The organism is Collinsella sp. AM17-1 (assembly GCF_003470665.1).
Taxonomy (GTDB): Bacteria; Actinomycetota; Coriobacteriia; order Coriobacteriales; family Coriobacteriaceae; genus Collinsella.
The window spans coordinates 1-567 of record NZ_QRJZ01000048.1; the positions used below are offsets into that span (position 1 = coordinate 1).

At 73.7% G+C, this 567-nt stretch carries 1 protein-coding gene; it reads right to left on the minus strand.

The genetic code is table 11. The annotated features are described in order from the left end of the window. On the minus strand, positions 1-310 hold a 310-nt coding region (locus DW195_RS10270; RefSeq protein ID WP_147356514.1), incomplete at its 3' end, for a transposase. Between the last annotated feature and the right edge of the window lie 257 nt (positions 311-567).

Consider the following 567-nt stretch of genomic DNA (forward strand, 5'->3'; position numbering starts at 1 on the left):
CGTCGGTCTTGGCCTCGCCGGCGAACAGGCCCGCGGCGCGGCTGGCGGCGAGCCCGGGCAGGTGGGCGACCCCGAGCCCCGCGGCGCGGGCCCGCCTCACGGCGAGGGACCCTATGTTGCGGAACTGGTCGACGACGACGAGCGTGCCGGCGGGCGCGGAGGCGAACAGCGCGTCGAGCTCGGCCTCCCTGTTGCGGACGGGGGCGCTGGCCAGCACCTCCCCGTCGCGGTCGACCAGGCAGGCCCAGTGCGATGACTTGCCGACGTCCAGGCCGAGCACGGCCGCGGGCCTGGTGGATGGCGCTTTCACGGTGGTATCCTTCCGGTAGTCGTTCGACCGGATGGCCTCCCCCTCGGCACTCACATTACCAGCCGCGGCACCTGCCCGGCACTTTCCTATCAGCCGTCGGGGGCGGCGCGTCCCGCGCCGGCAGCACCCAACGGGCCCTCTCGGGGGCAGGGACGTTCGGCCGTGCGCGGGCGCCCGGTCGGCGGCCCGTTCTGGGCGCGCCTCAATCGTAGCCCGAGACGGTCCCGGGCTGACAATTTCGACTGTAATGGACGTTC